General features: G+C 36.0%; 28 protein-coding genes. All 28 read left to right on the top strand.

The window, feature by feature from the left end; translation table 11 throughout:
* Nucleotides 1-2 precede the first annotated feature (2 nt).
* The 28 genes from rpsJ to ACZ1JT_RS08770 all read left to right on the top strand — a co-directional run bounded on the left by rpsJ (nucleotide 3) and on the right by ACZ1JT_RS08770 (nucleotide 13,535).
* A complete protein-coding gene (gene rpsJ / locus ACZ1JT_RS08635; protein WP_023579610.1) occupies nucleotides 3-308 on the top strand; it encodes a 30S ribosomal protein S10 in 306 nt (101 codons plus the stop codon).
* Between the two features lie 113 nt (nucleotides 309-421).
* Nucleotides 422-1,039 carry a 50S ribosomal protein L3 gene (gene rplC, locus ACZ1JT_RS08640; protein WP_465093434.1) on the top strand — a complete coding sequence of 206 codons (618 nt, stop codon included), beginning with the start codon at nucleotides 422-424 and terminating at the stop codon, nucleotides 1,037-1,039.
* On the top strand, nucleotides 1,039-1,668 hold the full coding sequence (gene rplD, locus ACZ1JT_RS08645; RefSeq protein ID WP_465093435.1) for a 50S ribosomal protein L4: 630 nt from the start codon (nucleotides 1,039-1,041) through the stop codon (nucleotides 1,666-1,668). The genes rplC and rplD overlap by 1 nt, the downstream gene beginning before the upstream one ends.
* Before the next feature lie 7 nt (nucleotides 1,669-1,675).
* Complete coding sequence (gene rplW, locus ACZ1JT_RS08650; RefSeq protein WP_465093436.1) at nucleotides 1,676-1,966, top strand: 50S ribosomal protein L23; 291 nt, start codon at nucleotides 1,676-1,678, stop codon at nucleotides 1,964-1,966.
* A 6-nt stretch (nucleotides 1,967-1,972) separates the two neighbouring features.
* Complete coding sequence (gene rplB / locus ACZ1JT_RS08655; RefSeq protein WP_465093437.1) at nucleotides 1,973-2,797, top strand: 50S ribosomal protein L2; 825 nt, start codon at nucleotides 1,973-1,975, stop codon at nucleotides 2,795-2,797.
* A gap of 10 nt (nucleotides 2,798-2,807) precedes the next feature.
* Nucleotides 2,808-3,086 (top strand): 30S ribosomal protein S19, encoded by a 279-nt coding sequence (gene rpsS, locus ACZ1JT_RS08660; RefSeq protein WP_014085019.1) that lies wholly within the window; start codon nucleotides 2,808-2,810, stop codon nucleotides 3,084-3,086.
* A 9-nt stretch (nucleotides 3,087-3,095) separates the two neighbouring features.
* Nucleotides 3,096-3,506, top strand: coding sequence for a 50S ribosomal protein L22 (rplV, locus tag ACZ1JT_RS08665; protein WP_313803653.1), 411 nt, complete (start codon nucleotides 3,096-3,098; stop codon nucleotides 3,504-3,506).
* A gap of 8 nt (nucleotides 3,507-3,514) precedes the next feature.
* The gene (gene rpsC / locus ACZ1JT_RS08670) at nucleotides 3,515-4,249 is read left to right on the top strand and encodes a 30S ribosomal protein S3 (protein ID WP_465093438.1); all 735 of its coding nucleotides are present in this window, start codon (nucleotides 3,515-3,517) and stop codon (nucleotides 4,247-4,249) included.
* 18 nt (nucleotides 4,250-4,267) lie between these two features.
* Complete coding sequence (rplP, locus tag ACZ1JT_RS08675; RefSeq protein WP_026981383.1) at nucleotides 4,268-4,687, top strand: 50S ribosomal protein L16; 420 nt, start codon at nucleotides 4,268-4,270, stop codon at nucleotides 4,685-4,687.
* A gap of 12 nt (nucleotides 4,688-4,699) precedes the next feature.
* The gene (rpmC, locus tag ACZ1JT_RS08680; protein ID WP_237790052.1) at nucleotides 4,700-4,891 is read left to right on the top strand and encodes a 50S ribosomal protein L29; all 192 of its coding nucleotides are present in this window, start codon (nucleotides 4,700-4,702) and stop codon (nucleotides 4,889-4,891) included.
* A gap of 17 nt (nucleotides 4,892-4,908) precedes the next feature.
* Nucleotides 4,909-5,166 carry a 30S ribosomal protein S17 gene (gene rpsQ, locus ACZ1JT_RS08685; RefSeq protein WP_023570336.1) on the top strand — a complete coding sequence of 86 codons (258 nt, stop codon included), beginning with the start codon at nucleotides 4,909-4,911 and terminating at the stop codon, nucleotides 5,164-5,166.
* Nucleotides 5,167-5,168: 2 nt separating this feature from the next.
* Nucleotides 5,169-5,537 (top strand): 50S ribosomal protein L14, encoded by a 369-nt coding sequence (gene rplN / locus ACZ1JT_RS08690; RefSeq protein WP_014166275.1) that lies wholly within the window; start codon nucleotides 5,169-5,171, stop codon nucleotides 5,535-5,537.
* A 12-nt stretch (nucleotides 5,538-5,549) separates the two neighbouring features.
* Nucleotides 5,550-5,864: a 50S ribosomal protein L24 gene (rplX, locus tag ACZ1JT_RS08695; protein ID WP_465093439.1), complete on the top strand. Its 315-nt coding sequence runs from the start codon at nucleotides 5,550-5,552 to the stop codon at nucleotides 5,862-5,864.
* Nucleotides 5,865-5,866: 2 nt separating this feature from the next.
* On the top strand, nucleotides 5,867-6,418 hold the full coding sequence (gene rplE / locus ACZ1JT_RS08700; RefSeq protein ID WP_465093440.1) for a 50S ribosomal protein L5: 552 nt from the start codon (nucleotides 5,867-5,869) through the stop codon (nucleotides 6,416-6,418).
* A 3-nt stretch (nucleotides 6,419-6,421) separates the two neighbouring features.
* Entirely contained in the window at nucleotides 6,422-6,691 is a 270-nt protein-coding gene (gene rpsN, locus ACZ1JT_RS08705) for a 30S ribosomal protein S14 (protein ID WP_023574067.1), read from the top strand.
* 143 nt (nucleotides 6,692-6,834) lie between these two features.
* Complete coding sequence (gene rpsH / locus ACZ1JT_RS08710; protein WP_465093441.1) at nucleotides 6,835-7,233, top strand: 30S ribosomal protein S8; 399 nt, start codon at nucleotides 6,835-6,837, stop codon at nucleotides 7,231-7,233.
* 18 nt (nucleotides 7,234-7,251) lie between these two features.
* Complete coding sequence (gene rplF, locus ACZ1JT_RS08715; RefSeq protein ID WP_465093442.1) at nucleotides 7,252-7,794, top strand: 50S ribosomal protein L6; 543 nt, start codon at nucleotides 7,252-7,254, stop codon at nucleotides 7,792-7,794.
* An 11-nt stretch (nucleotides 7,795-7,805) separates the two neighbouring features.
* Nucleotides 7,806-8,153, top strand: a complete 348-nt coding sequence (rplR, locus tag ACZ1JT_RS08720) for a 50S ribosomal protein L18 (protein ID WP_465093443.1) — start codon at nucleotides 7,806-7,808, stop codon at nucleotides 8,151-8,153.
* A gap of 5 nt (nucleotides 8,154-8,158) precedes the next feature.
* Nucleotides 8,159-8,683, top strand: coding sequence for a 30S ribosomal protein S5 (rpsE, locus tag ACZ1JT_RS08725; RefSeq protein ID WP_465093444.1), 525 nt, complete (start codon nucleotides 8,159-8,161; stop codon nucleotides 8,681-8,683).
* Nucleotides 8,684-8,695: 12 nt separating this feature from the next.
* The gene (gene rpmD / locus ACZ1JT_RS08730; RefSeq protein WP_465093445.1) at nucleotides 8,696-8,878 is read left to right on the top strand and encodes a 50S ribosomal protein L30; all 183 of its coding nucleotides are present in this window, start codon (nucleotides 8,696-8,698) and stop codon (nucleotides 8,876-8,878) included.
* Between the two features lie 14 nt (nucleotides 8,879-8,892).
* Nucleotides 8,893-9,345 carry a 50S ribosomal protein L15 gene (gene rplO / locus ACZ1JT_RS08735; RefSeq protein ID WP_465093446.1) on the top strand — a complete coding sequence of 151 codons (453 nt, stop codon included), beginning with the start codon at nucleotides 8,893-8,895 and terminating at the stop codon, nucleotides 9,343-9,345.
* 13 nt (nucleotides 9,346-9,358) lie between these two features.
* Complete coding sequence (secY, locus tag ACZ1JT_RS08740) at nucleotides 9,359-10,705, top strand: preprotein translocase subunit SecY (protein WP_465093447.1); 1,347 nt, start codon at nucleotides 9,359-9,361, stop codon at nucleotides 10,703-10,705.
* Between the two features lie 5 nt (nucleotides 10,706-10,710).
* The gene (gene infA / locus ACZ1JT_RS08745; protein WP_007136545.1) at nucleotides 10,711-10,926 is read left to right on the top strand and encodes a translation initiation factor IF-1; all 216 of its coding nucleotides are present in this window, start codon (nucleotides 10,711-10,713) and stop codon (nucleotides 10,924-10,926) included.
* Nucleotides 10,927-10,936: 10 nt separating this feature from the next.
* Nucleotides 10,937-11,053: a type B 50S ribosomal protein L36 gene (gene ykgO, locus ACZ1JT_RS08750; RefSeq protein WP_002987490.1), complete on the top strand. Its 117-nt coding sequence runs from the start codon at nucleotides 10,937-10,939 to the stop codon at nucleotides 11,051-11,053.
* Between the two features lie 2 nt (nucleotides 11,054-11,055).
* Complete coding sequence (gene rpsM, locus ACZ1JT_RS08755) at nucleotides 11,056-11,430, top strand: 30S ribosomal protein S13 (RefSeq protein WP_465093448.1); 375 nt, start codon at nucleotides 11,056-11,058, stop codon at nucleotides 11,428-11,430.
* An 11-nt stretch (nucleotides 11,431-11,441) separates the two neighbouring features.
* The gene (rpsK, locus tag ACZ1JT_RS08760; protein WP_023574076.1) at nucleotides 11,442-11,825 is read left to right on the top strand and encodes a 30S ribosomal protein S11; all 384 of its coding nucleotides are present in this window, start codon (nucleotides 11,442-11,444) and stop codon (nucleotides 11,823-11,825) included.
* Nucleotides 11,826-11,911: 86 nt separating this feature from the next.
* Nucleotides 11,912-12,517: a 30S ribosomal protein S4 gene (gene rpsD, locus ACZ1JT_RS08765; RefSeq protein WP_465093449.1), complete on the top strand. Its 606-nt coding sequence runs from the start codon at nucleotides 11,912-11,914 to the stop codon at nucleotides 12,515-12,517.
* Between the two features lie 25 nt (nucleotides 12,518-12,542).
* Entirely contained in the window at nucleotides 12,543-13,535 is a 993-nt protein-coding gene (locus ACZ1JT_RS08770) for a DNA-directed RNA polymerase subunit alpha (RefSeq protein ID WP_465093450.1), read from the top strand.

Here is a 13,535-nt window from a genome sequence, read left to right on the forward strand (position 1 = left end):
AGATGAGTCAAAAAATCAGAATAAAATTAAAATCTTACGATCACATGTTGGTTGATAAATCAGCTGAGAAGATTGTAAAAACTGTAAAAAGTACAGGAGCAGTGGTAACTGGGCCAATTCCATTACCAACTCATAAAAAGATTTTCACTGTATTACGTTCTCCGCACGTAAACAAAAAATCAAGAGAGCAATTTGAAGTGAGCTCATACAAAAGACTTTTAGATATCTATTCTTCTTCTTCAAAAACAATTGACGCTCTAATGAAATTAGAGTTGCCAAGTGGGGTAGAAGTAGAGATCAAAGTGTGATAAATCACGCATTTTAAAGTATTTAGGCATTATGTTTTGATATGTAAAACATAATGCCTACTTTTGCGCACTCAAAAAAAGAGAATTTTTATAATTTATTAATAAATATTTATATGTCTGGGTTAATTGGAAGAAAAATCGGCATGACCAGCTTATTCGATGAGAACGGGAAAAACATTCCTTGTACTGTAATTGAAGCAGGTCCATGTGTCGTTACCCAAGTCAGAACCAATGAGGTTGACGGGTATGAAGCGTTGCAACTTGGTTTCGATGACAAAACAGAAAAACACGCTACTAAAGCTGAGTTAGGTCACTTTAAAAAAGCGGGTACTGTTGCTAAAAAGAAAGTCGTTGAATTCCAAGAGTTTGAAAACGAGTACAAATTAGGTGATGTTATCACTGTTGATGTTTTCGCTGAAGGTGAATTCGTAGACGTGGTAGGAGTATCAAAAGGTAAAGGTTTCCAAGGGGTTGTAAAACGTCACGGTTTTGGTGGTGTTGGACAAGCAACTCACGGTCAACATAACCGTTTGAGAGCTCCAGGTTCTGTAGGAGCATCGTCTTATCCATCTAGAGTATTCAAAGGGATGAGAATGGCTGGAAGAACAGGAGGAGAAAATGTAACAGTTCAAAACCTTAGAGTTTTAAAAGTAGTGGCTGATAAGAACCTACTTGTGGTTAAAGGAGCAATTCCTGGACACAAAAACTCTTATGTAATCATTCAGAAGTAATGGAAGTAAAAGTATTAGATATCAACGGAAAAGATACAGGTCGTAAAGTACAACTTGCTGACTCTGTTTTCGCAATTGAGCCTAATAACCATGCTATTTACCTTGATGTGAAGCAATATTTGGCTAATCAAAGACAAGGAACTCATAAAGCTAAAGAGCGTAATGAAGTAGCTGGTAGTACTCGTAAAATTAAAAAACAAAAAGGAACAGGTACGGCTCGTGCGGGAAGTATTAAGAATCCTTTGTTTAGAGGTGGAGGTACTGTTTTTGGTCCAAGACAAAGAAGTTATTCTTTCAAATTAAACAAAACTTTAAAAAGATTAGCTCGTAAATCGGCTTTCTCTTTAAAAGCGAAAGAATCAAATTTAGTAGTTCTTGAAGACTTTAATTTTGAAACTCCAAACACTAAAAATTTCATTAATGTATTGAAAGCTTTAGGGTTAGAAAACAAAAAATCGTTATTCGTGTTGGGTGATTCAAATAAAAATGTATATTTGTCATCGCGCAATTTGAAGGCTTCTAATGTTGTAACTTCTTCAGAATTAAGTACTTATGCAATTTTAAATGCAAATAGCTTAGTACTTTTAGAAGGTTCAGTAGAAGGAATTGTAGAAAATTTAAGCAAATAATAGGGCTATGAGTATCATAATTAAACCTATCATTACTGAAAAAATAACTAAAGAGGGGGAAACTTTCAACCGCTTTGGTTTTGTTGTTGACAAAAAAGCAAACAAAATTCAAATCAAAAATGCTGTTGAGGCTACTTTTGGAGTGAATGTGGTTTCGGTTAACACCATGAATTACAGAGCTGATAGATCGGTTAAATACACTAAGAGTGGTTTAATCAGTGGAAAGACAAGTGCTTATAAAAAAGCAGTAGTTCAAGTACAAGAAGGAGAAACAATAGATTTTTATACTAATATCTAATAGAAAATGTCAGTTAGAAAATTAAAACCTATTACCCCGGGTCAGCGTTTTAGAGTTGTAAATAGCTTTGACACTATTACAACTGACAAGCCGGAGCGTTCATTGATCGCACCGAAAAAAAACTCTGGAGGTAGAAATAGTCAAGGAAAGATGACCATGCGCTATACAGGTGGTGGTCACAAACAAAAGTATCGTTTAGTAGATTTTAAAAGAACTAAAGTAGGAGTTCCTGCTACAGTTAAAACTATCGAATACGATCCAAATCGTTCAGCGTTTATTTCATTAATCGCTTATGCTGATGGTGCTAAAACGTACATCATCGCTCAAAATGGTTTACAAGTTGGACAAACTGTAGTTTCTGGTCCTGAAGCGGCTCCAGAAATTGGTAACACTTTGCCTTTAAGTAAAATTCCTCTAGGAACTGTTATTTCTTGTATCGAGTTAAGACCAGGTCAAGGAGCGGTAATCGCTCGTTCGGCTGGAACTTTCGCTCAGTTAATGGCAAGAGATGGAAAATATGCTACAATCAAAATGCCTTCAGGTGAAACAAGATTGATCTTGTTGACTTGTTCAGCAACAATTGGAGCGGTTTCTAACTCAGACCACCAATTAGTTGTATCAGGTAAAGCTGGTAGATCTAGATGGTTAGGTAGAAGACCAAGAACTAGACCAGTAGCAATGAACCCTGTTGATCACCCAATGGGTGGTGGTGAAGGACGCTCTTCTGGAGGTCACCCACGTTCAAGAAAAGGTTTACCTGCTAAAGGTTATAGAACTCGTTCTAAAGTTAACCCGAGTAATAAGTATATCGTAGAACGTAGAAAGAAATAATAAGTAAGATATGGCACGTTCATTAAAAAAAGGACCTTTCGTACACTATAAATTAGATAAGAAAGTTCAAGAAAATATCGAAAAAGGTAACAAAGGAGTGGTTAAGACTTGGTCTCGCGCTTCAATGATTACTCCGGATTTTGTTGGACAGACTATCGCAGTACACAACGGTCGTCAATTTGTACCAGTTTACGTAACAGAAAACATGGTAGGTCATAAATTAGGAGAGTTTTCGCCAACAAGATCGTTTAGAGGTCATGCTGGAGCTAAAAATAAAGGTAAAAAATAATAAGAAGCTATGGGAGTTCGTAAAAGAGAAAGAGCCGAGCAGACTAAAGAAGCTAAGAAACAGGTTGCTGTTGCTAAGCTAAATAACTGCCCAACTTCACCTAGAAAAATGCGCTTAGTAGCAGATTTAGTAAGAGGTCAGAAGGTAGAAAAAGCTCTTAACATATTAAGATTTAGTTCAAAAGAAGCTTCTCGTAAGTTGGAAAAATTGTTGTTATCAGCAATTAACAACTATCAGCAAAAAAATGCTGATGTAAACATCGAGGATGCAGGCTTATTCGTAAAAGAGATCCGTGTTGATGGCGGTATGATGTTGAAAAGACTTCGTCCGGCTCCACAAGGTCGCGCACACAGAATCAGAAAACGCTCTAACCACGTTACAATCGTGTTAGGAGATATTAATAACACACAAAGCAATTAATAAGCAGTATGGGACAAAAGACAAATCCAATCGGAAATCGCCTTGGGATCATCAGAGGATGGGACTCAAACTGGTACGGTGGAAATGACTACGGTGATAAATTGGCAGAAGATGCTAAAATCCGTAAGTATATCCATGCTCGTTTATCTAAAGCTAGTGTTTCTAAAGTAATCATCGAAAGAACTTTAAAACTTGTAACCGTTACTATCACTACTGCTAGACCTGGTATTATTATCGGTAAAGGTGGTCAAGAGGTAGACAAGTTGAAAGAAGAGCTTAAGAAAATTACTGACAAAGAGGTTCAAATCAACATCTTTGAAATTAAAAGACCTGAACTTGATGCTTATTTAGTAGCTACAAGTATTGCTCGTCAAATCGAAAGTCGTATTTCGTACCGTCGTGCAATTAAAATGGCTATCGCTGCTGCAATGCGTATGAATGCAGAAGGTATTAAAGTGATGATTTCTGGTCGTTTGAATGGAGCTGAAATGGCACGTTCAGAAATGTTCAAAGAAGGTCGTATTCCTCTATCAACTTTCAGAGCTGACATCGATTACTCACTAGGTGAAGCGCATACTACTTATGGTAGAATGGGTATCAAAGTGTGGATCATGAAAGGTGAAGTTTACGGTAAAAGAGATCTTTCTCCGTTAGTAGGTATGGACAAAAAACAGTCTAAATCTTCAGGATCTTCAAATTCTCCAAAAGGGAATGGTAAACCAAACCAACGCAAAAGAAAGTAATTTTTAAACTAAAGAAAAATGTTACAGCCTAAAAGAACAAAATACCGTAAGGTACAGAAAGGTAAGATGAAAGGCGTGTCTCAAAGAGGTCACGAGCTTTCTAACGGAATGTTTGGTATCAAATCTTTAGATTATTCATTCATTACTTCACGTCAAATTGAGGCGGCTCGTATCGCTGCAACTCGTTACATGAAACGTGAAGGTCAATTATGGATTAAAATTTTCCCAGACAAACCAATCACCAAGAAACCTCTTGAAGTACGTATGGGTAAAGGTAAAGGTGCAGTTGAATACTGGGCTGCAGTTGTAAAACCAGGAAGAATCATGTTTGAGGTTGGTGGAGTGCCAATCGCAGTAGCAAAAGAGGCATTACGTCTTGCGGCTCAAAAACTTCCTGTTAAAACTAAGTTTATCGTTGCTAGAGATTTCGAAGCATAATAAAAAAACATTATGAAACAATCAGAAATAAAAAATCTGTCTGCAGCTGAGTTACAAGGACAACTTAGTCAGTTAAGAAAGACTTATACCGACCTAAAAAATGCTCACGCAATTTCTCCAATTGAAAATCCATTACAGTTAAGAGCTGTAAGAAGATCAATCGCTAGAGTTGCTACTGAGTTAAGCAAAAGAGAGTTACAATAATTGTATTCTGCTGAAAGATGGAAAAAAGAAATTTAAGAAAAGAAAGAATTGGTGTTGTTACTAGCAACAAAATGGAAAAATCTATTGTTGTTTCTGAAACAAGAAGAGTAAAACACCCATTATACGGTAAGTTCGTGTTGAAAACTAAGAAATATGTTGCCCACGACGAAACAAACGATTGCAACATCGGTGATACAGTAAAGATCATGGAAACAAGACCTTTATCAAAATCAAAATGTTGGAGATTAGTTGAAATCATTGAAAGAGCGAAGTAATTATGGTACAACAGGAATCGAGATTAAAAGTAGCAGATAACACGGGAGCAAAAGAAGTTTTGACTATTCGTGTTTTAGGAGGAACGAAACGTCGTTATGCCTCTGTTGGAGATAAAATTGTAGTAGCGATTAAAGATGCAACTCCAAACGGAAACGTTAAAAAAGGAGCGGTATCTACTGCAGTTGTTGTACGTACCAAAAAAGAAGTGAGAAGAGCTGATGGATCTTACATCCGTTTCGACGATAACGCATGTGTGTTGTTGAACGCTGCAGGTGAAATGAGAGGAACTCGTGTTTTTGGTCCGGTAGCAAGAGAACTTCGTGAAAAACAATTCATGAAAATTGTATCATTAGCACCAGAAGTGCTTTAATTCGTTTAGACAATGGTAAAGCTAAAAATCAAATCTGGAGACGTAGTAAAAGTTATCGCTGGTGACCATAAAGGTGCTGAAGGTAAAGTTTTACGTGTTCTTCGCGAGAAAAATAAAGCGGTAGTTGAAGGTGTGAACATGGTATCGAAACATACGAAACCAAGCGCAAAAAACCCTCAAGGTGGTATCGTTAAAAAAGAAGCTCCTATCCATATTTCTAATATTGCTTTAATTGATCCTAAAACTAAGTCAGCGACTAGAGTAGGTGTTAAAGTTGAAGGAGATAAGAAAGTGAGAATTTCTAAAAAATCTAATCAAGTATTATAGTCATGACTTATATACCTAGACTAAAAGAAGAATATAAGAGCAGAGTAATTGCTGCTCTTACAGAAGAGTACGGTTATAAAAATGTAATGATGGTTCCAAAATTGGAAAAAATCGTTATTAGCCGTGGTGTTGGAGCTGCTGTATCAGATAAGAAGTTAGTTGATCACGCAGTAGAAGAGTTAACAAAAATTACAGGTCAGAAAGCAATAGCTACTATCTCTAAAAAAGACGTTGCGTCTTTCAAATTGAGAAAAGGTATGCCAATCGGAGCTAAAGTAACGTTACGTGGAGAAAGAATGTATGAATTCTTAGATCGTTTGATCACTTCTTCTTTACCACGTGTTAGAGATTTCGGTGGTATCAAAGCTACAGGTTTTGACGGAAGAGGAAACTACAACTTAGGTGTACTTGAGCAAATCATTTTCCCAGAAATTGATATTGATAAAGTAAACAAAATTGCTGGTTTCGATATTACTTTTGTAACTTCTGCAAACACAGACAAAGAAGCAAAGTCATTATTAGCACAATTAGGATTACCTTTTAAAAAGAATTAAGTTATGGCTAAAGAATCAATGAAAGCCCGCGAGGTAAAAAGACAAGCGTTGGTAGAAAAGTATGCTGAAAAAAGAAAAGCTTTATTAGAGGCTGGAGATTATGAAGGTTTACAAAAATTACCAAAAAATGCTTCTCCGGTACGTTTACACAACCGTTGTAAATTAACAGGAAGACCAAGAGGGTATATGCGTCAGTTCGGTATTTCACGTGTAACTTTCCGTGAAATGGCTAACAGTGGCTTAATTCCAGGGGTAAAGAAAGCAAGCTGGTAAAAGTTTGTTTATTTGAGCAGATAATTGTACATTTGCCGGATTTTTGCCGGTAACGTGCAATTATCTGCTTTAAAAATAGAGTTTAATGGCTTCAGGTTCAAAGAGATAGTCTTTTTGAAAACCGTTGCCGCAATTTAATAAATATGTATACAGATCCTATTGCAGATTTCTTAACAAGAATTAGAAATGCAGTGCGTGCTAACCACAAAGTGGTTGAGATTCCTGCTTCTAACATGAAAAAAGAAATCACTAAGATTTTATTCGATCAAGGATATATCTTAAGTTACAAATTCGATGACAGTACTGTTCAAGGTACTATCAAAATCGCTCTTAAGTATGATAAAGACACTAAAGAGTCAGTAATTAAAGATATCCAAAGAATCAGTAAACCAGGTTTACGTAAATACGCTGGTGCGACTAAATTGCCTAGAATCTTGAACGGTTTGGGTATTGCTATTGTTTCAACTTCAAAAGGTTTAATGACTGGAAAGCAAGCGAAACAATTGAATGTTGGTGGTGAAGTAGTTTGTTACGTATACTAATTTTAAAAAGACTTAACAATGTCAAGAATAGGTAAAAGTCCAATTGCAATTCCAGCTGGCGTAACTGTTGAAGTTAAGGATGCTGTAGTTACAGTTAAAGGAAAATTAGGAGAGCTTTCTCAAAGTTTTGCAGATGTATCTGTTAAAATGGAAGAAGGACAAGTAATCGTTGAAAGATCTTCAGATCACAAAGATCAAAGATCAAAACACGGTTTATACAGAGCTTTGATCAACAATATGATTGTTGGTGTATCCGAAGGTTTCACTAAAGAATTAGAATTAGTGGGAGTAGGTTATAGAGCTGCAAACCAAGGACAAAAATTGGATGTTGCTTTAGGTTTTTCTCATAACATAGTTCTTGAAGTGGTTCCTGAAGTTAAAGTGGAGACTGTATCTGAAAAAGGTAAAAATCCAATCATTAAGTTAACTTCACACGATAAACAACTTTTAGGACAGGTAGCTGCGAAAATCAGAGGTTTCCGTAAGCCTGAGCCATACAAAGGAAAAGGAGTTAAATTCGTAGGTGAAGAATTAAGAAGAAAAGCAGGTAAATCAGCTTAAAAATTAAGACTATGTCATTAACAAAATCTGAAAGAAGACAAAGAATAAAGTTCAGAATCAGAAAGATTGTAAGCGGTACAGCTGCAAATCCAAGACTTTCTGTTTTCAGAAGTAATAAAGAAATCTATGCACAAATCATAGATGACGTGAACGGTGTGACACTAGCTGCTGCCTCTTCAAGAGAAGCTGGCGCAAAAGGAACAAAAATTGAAGTTGCTGCTGTAGTAGGTAAGTTAATTGCCGAAAAAGCTCAAAAAGCAGGAATCAGTACTGTTTCTTTTGATAGAGGTGGTTATTTATATCACGGAAGAGTTAAATCATTAGCAGACGGTGCCAGAGAAGCTGGACTTAAATTCTAAGAACTATGTATCACAATTATAAAAACGTAGAACTAGTAAAACCTAGTGGTCTTGAATTGAAAGATCGTTTGGTAAGTGTAAATCGTGTAACCAAAGTTACAAAAGGAGGTAGAGCATTTGGCTTTTCTGCTATTGTAGTAGTAGGTGACGAGAATGGAGTGGTAGGTCACGGATTAGGAAAATCAAAAGACGTTTCTGAAGCTATTGCTAAAGCGGTAGAAGATGCTAAAAAGAATTTGGTTAGAATCCCATTAAGTGGTCAATCAGTTCCTCACGAACAAAAAGGTAAATTTGGTGGAGCCAGAGTATTATTGATGCCAGCGTCTCACGGTACAGGAGTTATTGCCGGTGGTGCAGTACGTGCCGTATTGGAGTCAGTAGGTATTCATGACGTATTGTCAAAATCTCAAGGTTCTTCAAACCCACACAATGTTGTTAAAGCTACTTTTGATGCTTTATTACAAATGAGAAGCGCTCACACTGTTGCAAAACAAAGAGGAGTATCATTAGAAAAAGTATTCAAAGGTTAATTCAAGGAAATTATGGCAAAAATATTAGTAAAACAAGTAAAAAGTCAAATCAATTGTCCTCTTATTCAAAAGAGAACTTTAGAGGCTTTAGGTCTTAAAAGATTAGGACAAGTTGTGGAGCACGATGCAAATTCTGCTATCCTTGGAATGGTAAATAAAGTTAAACACTTAGTTTCTGTTGAAGAAACTAAATAAATAACATATTCGTTATGAATTTAAGTAACTTACAACCGGCTGAAGGTTCAACACATAACCAAAATAAAAGATTAGGTAGAGGTGAAGGTTCTGGTAAAGGTGGTACCGCTGCACGTGGACACAAAGGAGCAAAATCACGTTCTGGTTATTCAAAGAAAATTGGTTTTGAAGGAGGTCAAATGCCACTTCAAAGACGTGTACCTAAGTTTGGTTTCAAAAACATCAACCGTGTGGAGTACCAAGGAATCAATCTTTCAACTTTACAATTGTTAGTTGATAATGGTTTGGCTACTGATACTGTTGATTTTACAACATTTGTTGAAAATCGTTTAGCAACTAAAAATGAGCTTGTAAAGATTTTAGGTGGAGGAGAGCTTAAAGCTAAATTAAAAGTAACTGCTCACAAATTTACTGCGACTGCAAAAGCGGCTATTGAAGCTGCAGGTGGAGAAGCTGTAACTTTATAATCCAATATACCAAATGAAGAAGTTTATAGAATCGTTAGTTAATGCTTGGAAAATAGACGAGTTAAGAAATAAAATTGTTCTTACTGTTTTAATGTTGGTTGTGTATCGTTTCGGTGCTCAAGTAACGCTTCCAGGTATTGATGCAACTAAATTGCAAAATTTATCGACTCAAACTGATCAAGGTATAGGATGGTTAATCAATGTATTTACAGGTGGTGCGTTTTCGCAAGCATCTGTATTTGCATTGGGTATCATGCCGTACATCTCGGCTTCGATTGTAGTTCAATTAATGGGGATAGCAATTCCTTATTTGCAAAAATTACAAAAAGACGGAGAAAGCGGAAGAAAGAAAATTAACCAAATTACTAGATGGTTAACTATTGGTATTACCTTATTGCAAGGTCCAGGTTATATCTTTAACTTGAATAAGCAATTACCACAAAATGCTTTTATTGACGATTATTTCACACTTCCAATTTTAATTCCTACGGTGTTTATTTTAACATCAGGAACTATTTTTGCGATGTGGTTAGGAGAAAAAATCACGGATAAAGGAATTGGTAACGGTATATCGTTGTTAATTATGGTTGGTATTCTTGCACGTATGCCAAAAGCGTTTATTCAAGAGTTTTCTTCACGTGTTACTGAAAATAATGGTGGTCCAATGCTAATTGTATTGGAGATAACAATTTGGTTATTAATCATTATTGCTTGTATTCTTTTGACTATGGCAGTTCGAAAGATTCCAGTACAATATGCACGTCGTACAACTGTAGGGGATTTTGAACAAGATGCTACAGGAGGAAACAGACAATGGATACCTTTAAAGCTAAATGCGGCTGGTGTTATGCCGATCATCTTTGGACAAGCAATTATGTTTATACCGGCAGCGGTATCAGGTTTGTCCTCATCGGATACAGCACAAACAGTTAAAACGAGCTTCCAAAATATCTTTGGTTGGCAGTATAATTTAGTTTTTGCTTTGTTAATCATAATTTTTACTTACTTTTACACCGCAATTACCGTTCCTACCAATAAAATGGCTGACGATCTTAAGAGAAGCAGTGGTTTTATTCCAGGAATTAAGCCCGGTGTAGAAACAGGTGATTATCTTGATAGAATTATGTCATTACTAACCTTTCCTGGTTCGTTATTCTTAGCATTAATTGCCGTGTTCCCGTCAATTGCCGTTAGCTTGCTAGGTGTACAACAAGGATGGGCAATGTTTTATGGCGGAACATCATTGTTAATTATGGTGGGAGTTGCAATTGATACTATTCAACAGATAAATTCTTATCTATTGAATAAGCATTATGACGGATTGATGAAAAGTGGTAAAAATAGAAAAGCAGTAGCTTAATTTTTATGGCAAAACAATCAGCAATAGAACAAGACGGGTCAATCATTGAAGCATTATCAAATGCAATGTTCCGTGTAGAATTAGAAAATGGACATATTGTAATTGCTCATATTTCTGGAAAAATGCGAATGCATTACATTAAATTGTTACCTGGTGACAAAGTAAAACTAGAAATGAGTCCTTACGATTTGTCGAAAGCAAGAATTACTTATAGATACTAAAGCTATTAAAATGAAAGTAAGAGCATCAGTTAAAAAAAGAAGTGCCGAGTGCATTATCGTACGTAGAAAAGGAAGATTATACGTTATAAACAAAAAGAATCCTAGATTTAAACAAAGACAAGGATAATTATGGCAAGAATAGCAGGGGTAGATATACCTAAAAACAAAAGAGGAGTTATTGCTTTAACCTATATCTTCGGAATTGGAAGAAGCAGAGCTAAAGAGATTTTAGAGAAAGCTAACGTTAGCGAAGATAAAAAAGTTCAAGATTGGAACGACGATGAAATCGGAGCAATCCGTGATGCAGTTTCTTACTTCAAAATCGAAGGAGAATTGCGTTCTGAAATTTCATTAAACATCAAACGTTTAATGGATATCGGATGTTACAGAGGAATCCGTCACAGATCTGGTCTTCCATTAAGAGGTCAGAGAACGAAAAACAACTCTAGAACTAGAAAAGGTAAAAGAAAAACTGTTGCTAACAAGAAAAAAGCAACTAAATAATAAGTAGTAGTATGGCTAAGGCAAGTACAAAAAAACGTAAAGTGATCGTTGAATCAACAGGCGAAGCTCATATTAATGCAACTTTTAACAACATCATCATCTCGTTAACAAACAAGAAAGGTGAAGTTATTTCTTGGTCTTCAGCTGGTAAAATGGGCTTTAGGGGTTCTAAAAAGAACACTCCATATGCAGCTCAAATGGCAGCAGAAGATTGTAGCAAAGTAGCGTTAGAAGCTGGACTTAAAAAAGTAAAAGTTTACGTTAAAGGTCCAGGAAACGGAAGAGAGTCTGCAATCAGATCAATTCACAACGGAGGAATTGAAGTTACCGAAATCATCGATGTAACTCCAATGCCACACAACGGATGTCGTCCTCCAAAGAGAAGAAGAGTTTAATTTATAGTATAACCAAAGGTAGGATATAAGATTATCGGAGGATAAGACCTGAATTCATAATCCCTACCTTTTTTAATTATTTAGCAATGGCAAGATATACTGGTCCAAAAACAAAAATTGCCCGTAAATTCGGGGAAGCAATCTTCGGAGACGACAGAGCCTTCGAAAAAAGAAATTACCCTCCAGGTCAACATGGTTTGGCTAAAAAAAGAGGTAAAAAATCTGAATATGCTGTCCAATTAATGGAAAAGCAAAAAGCAAAATATACTTATGGTATTTTAGAGCGTCAATTCAGAGGTTTATTCGAAAAAGCAGCTGCCTCTAAAGGGGTAACTGGTGAAATCCTTTTACAACTTTGTGAAGCTCGTTTAGACAACGTGGTTTACAGAATGGGTATCGCGCCTTCTCGTCGTGCTGCTCGCCAAATCGTTTCTCACAGACACATCACGGTTAACGGTGAAGTAGTGAACATTCCTTCTTACCACCTAAAACCAGGTGATAAAATAGCTGTTCGTGAGAAATCTAAATCTCTAGAAGCTATTGAGCGTTCGTTATCTAATTCTAGTGCTGTTTACGAGTGGATTACTTGGAATAATGATACTAAAGAAGGAACTTTCGTTTCTGTTCCTCAAAGACTTCAGATTCCAGAAAACATCAAAGAACAGTTAATCGTAGAGTTGTACAACAAATAATAACTGACAGCAGTCGAAAACAAATATGGCATTATTCAATTTTCAAAAGCCCGATAAAGTTATCATGATCGATTCAACCGATTTTGAAGGTAAATTTGAATTCAGACCTTTAGAACCGGGATACGGATTGACAGTTGGTAACGCTTTAAGACGTGTGTTGCTTTCTTCTTTAGAAGGATATGCAATCACTTCGGTACGTATAGAAGGAGTAGAACACGAATTCTCTACAATCTCCGGTGTGGTTGAAGATGTTACAGAAATTATCTTAAACCTTAAACAAGTACGTTTCAAACGTCAAATTGAGGATATCGATAACGAATCTGTATCAATCTCTTTCTCTGGAAAAGATCAATTAACCGCGGGAGATTTCCAAAAATTTATCTCTGGTTTCCAAGTGTTAAATCCAGAATTAGTAATCTGTAATTTAGATAGCAAGGTTACTATCAACATGGAATTGACTATCGAGAAAGGTCGTGGGTATGTTCCGGCTGAAGAAAACAAAAAACAAAACGCACCAATTGGTACTATTTTTACAGATTCAATTTACACTCCAGTAAAAAATGTAAAATATTCAATTGAAAACTTCCGTGTTGAACAAAAAACTGACTACGAAAAGTTAGTTTTCGAAATCATCACTGACGGTTCAATTCATCCAAAAGATGCGTTGACAGAAGCAGCTAAAACGTTGATTCATCACTTTATGTTGTTTTCTGATGAAAGAATTACACTTGAGGCGGATGAAATTGCACAAACGGAATCTTACGATGAAGAGTCGTTACATATGAGACAATTGCTTAAAACTAAGCTTGTTGATATGGACTTATCAGTAAGAGCTTTAAACTGTTTGAAAGCGGCTGAAGTTGATACACTTGGAGATTTAGTTTCATTCAACAAGAATGATTTAATGAAGTTCCGTAACTTCGGTAAGAAATCATTAACTGAACTAGATGAACTAGTAGCAGTTAAAGGGCTTACTTTCGGAATGGATTTAGCTAAATACAAATTAGATAAAGAATAA

The organism is Flavobacterium sp. IC2-16 (assembly GCF_055521455.1).

Bases quoted from the DNA above. Each gene is read 5' to 3' on its own strand.
- rpsK (WP_023574076.1), top strand. From the start codon at position 11,442: ATGGCTAAGGCAAGTACAAAAAAACGTAAAGTGATCGTTGAATCAACA.
- ACZ1JT_RS08770 (WP_465093450.1), top strand. From the start codon at position 12,543: ATGGCATTATTCAATTTTCAAAAGCCCGATAAAGTTATCATGATCGAT.
- rpsE (WP_465093444.1), top strand. From the start codon at position 8,159: ATGTATCACAATTATAAAAACGTAGAACTAGTAAAACCTAGTGGTCTT.
- rpsJ (WP_023579610.1), top strand. From the start codon at position 3: ATGAGTCAAAAAATCAGAATAAAATTAAAATCTTACGATCACATGTTG.
- rpsQ (WP_023570336.1), top strand. From the start codon at position 4,909: ATGGAAAAAAGAAATTTAAGAAAAGAAAGAATTGGTGTTGTTACTAGC.
- rpsH (WP_465093441.1), top strand. From the start codon at position 6,835: ATGTATACAGATCCTATTGCAGATTTCTTAACAAGAATTAGAAATGCA.
- rplR (WP_465093443.1), top strand. From the start codon at position 7,806: ATGTCATTAACAAAATCTGAAAGAAGACAAAGAATAAAGTTCAGAATC.
- ykgO (WP_002987490.1), top strand. From the start codon at position 10,937: ATGAAAGTAAGAGCATCAGTTAAAAAAAGAAGTGCCGAGTGCATTATC.
- rplB (WP_465093437.1), top strand. From the start codon at position 1,973: ATGTCAGTTAGAAAATTAAAACCTATTACCCCGGGTCAGCGTTTTAGA.
- rplN (WP_014166275.1), top strand. From the start codon at position 5,169: ATGGTACAACAGGAATCGAGATTAAAAGTAGCAGATAACACGGGAGCA.
- rplF (WP_465093442.1), top strand. From the start codon at position 7,252: ATGTCAAGAATAGGTAAAAGTCCAATTGCAATTCCAGCTGGCGTAACT.
- rpmD (WP_465093445.1), top strand. From the start codon at position 8,696: ATGGCAAAAATATTAGTAAAACAAGTAAAAAGTCAAATCAATTGTCCT.
- rpsM (WP_465093448.1), top strand. From the start codon at position 11,056: ATGGCAAGAATAGCAGGGGTAGATATACCTAAAAACAAAAGAGGAGTT.
- rpsN (WP_023574067.1), top strand. From the start codon at position 6,422: ATGGCTAAAGAATCAATGAAAGCCCGCGAGGTAAAAAGACAAGCGTTG.
- rpsC (WP_465093438.1), top strand. From the start codon at position 3,515: ATGGGACAAAAGACAAATCCAATCGGAAATCGCCTTGGGATCATCAGA.
- rplP (WP_026981383.1), top strand. From the start codon at position 4,268: ATGTTACAGCCTAAAAGAACAAAATACCGTAAGGTACAGAAAGGTAAG.
- rplX (WP_465093439.1), top strand. From the start codon at position 5,550: ATGGTAAAGCTAAAAATCAAATCTGGAGACGTAGTAAAAGTTATCGCT.
- rplD (WP_465093435.1), top strand. From the start codon at position 1,039: ATGGAAGTAAAAGTATTAGATATCAACGGAAAAGATACAGGTCGTAAA.
- rpsD (WP_465093449.1), top strand. From the start codon at position 11,912: ATGGCAAGATATACTGGTCCAAAAACAAAAATTGCCCGTAAATTCGGG.
- rplC (WP_465093434.1), top strand. From the start codon at position 422: ATGTCTGGGTTAATTGGAAGAAAAATCGGCATGACCAGCTTATTCGAT.
- rpsS (WP_014085019.1), top strand. From the start codon at position 2,808: ATGGCACGTTCATTAAAAAAAGGACCTTTCGTACACTATAAATTAGAT.
- rplW (WP_465093436.1), top strand. From the start codon at position 1,676: ATGAGTATCATAATTAAACCTATCATTACTGAAAAAATAACTAAAGAG.
- infA (WP_007136545.1), top strand. From the start codon at position 10,711: ATGGCAAAACAATCAGCAATAGAACAAGACGGGTCAATCATTGAAGCA.
- secY (WP_465093447.1), top strand. From the start codon at position 9,359: ATGAAGAAGTTTATAGAATCGTTAGTTAATGCTTGGAAAATAGACGAG.
- rpmC (WP_237790052.1), top strand. From the start codon at position 4,700: ATGAAACAATCAGAAATAAAAAATCTGTCTGCAGCTGAGTTACAAGGA.
- rplE (WP_465093440.1), top strand. From the start codon at position 5,867: ATGACTTATATACCTAGACTAAAAGAAGAATATAAGAGCAGAGTAATT.
- rplV (WP_313803653.1), top strand. From the start codon at position 3,096: ATGGGAGTTCGTAAAAGAGAAAGAGCCGAGCAGACTAAAGAAGCTAAG.
- rplO (WP_465093446.1), top strand. From the start codon at position 8,893: ATGAATTTAAGTAACTTACAACCGGCTGAAGGTTCAACACATAACCAA.